The 813-nt window shown below is 76.5% G+C and carries 1 protein-coding gene; it reads left to right on the forward strand.

All coding sequences use genetic code 11. From position 1 onward, the window contains the following. Positions 1-813: HNH endonuclease signature motif containing protein (locus tag WCD41_RS31030; protein WP_337719125.1), on the forward strand; the 813-nt coding region annotated here is incomplete at both ends.

Consider the following 813-nt stretch of genomic DNA (forward strand, 5'->3'; position numbering starts at 1 on the left):
GGCCGGGTTGACCCGGGCCGCGCAGCGGCTGCTGGCCCACCTCGACCCCGACGGCGCCGCCCCGACACCCGACGAGGACGGCCCGGACACCGTGCAGCTGCTGCGCCACCGCAACGGCACCCTGGACCTGCGCGCCCGCCTCAGCGACGTCATCGCCGCCACGATGATCGACGACGGGTTCGAGGTCATGTCGCGCCCCGCCGGGCCCGACGACCACCGCGACGTGGCCGTGCGCCGCGCCGAAGCGCTCAAAGAGCTCTTCGCCCACGCCTTCGGCCCCGGCGGGCTGATCACCGACACCCGCCACGAACCCCGACCCGACCAGCCCGCCACCCCCGAACCGGCCGGTTGGACCCACAACGAGCCGACCGACGAGCCGACCGAGCCGACCGAGCCCGTGGACGGTCGGGACGGGCTGATCCCGGCGCCGCGGCGCCCCGAACCCGAGCAGCCCGCCCGGGCTGCCAGCACCGCGGGCACGGCAGCGGGGGCGGGGCGGGCGCTGATCGCGGTCACCATCGACCACGACTGGCTGCGCCGCGCCGTCGGCCACGGCGTCCTCGACGACCAGCAGCTGGTCGACGCCGCCACCCTGCGGCGGCTGGCCTGCGACGCCGACGTCATCCCCCTGATCCTCGGCAGTCGCTCCGAACCCCTCGACATCGGCCGCCGCTCCCGCACCGTCCCCGACGCCATCCGCCGCGCGCTGACCGTCCGCGACCAAGGCTGCGCGTTCCCCGGCTGCCCCCGACGACCGCGGCGCTGCCACGCCCACCACATCAGATTCTGGGGCCACGGCGGCCCGACCGAGAT

It is taken from the genome of Actinomycetospora aeridis (assembly GCF_037400275.1).
Classification (GTDB): Bacteria; Actinomycetota; Actinomycetes; order Mycobacteriales; family Pseudonocardiaceae; genus Actinomycetospora; species Actinomycetospora aeridis.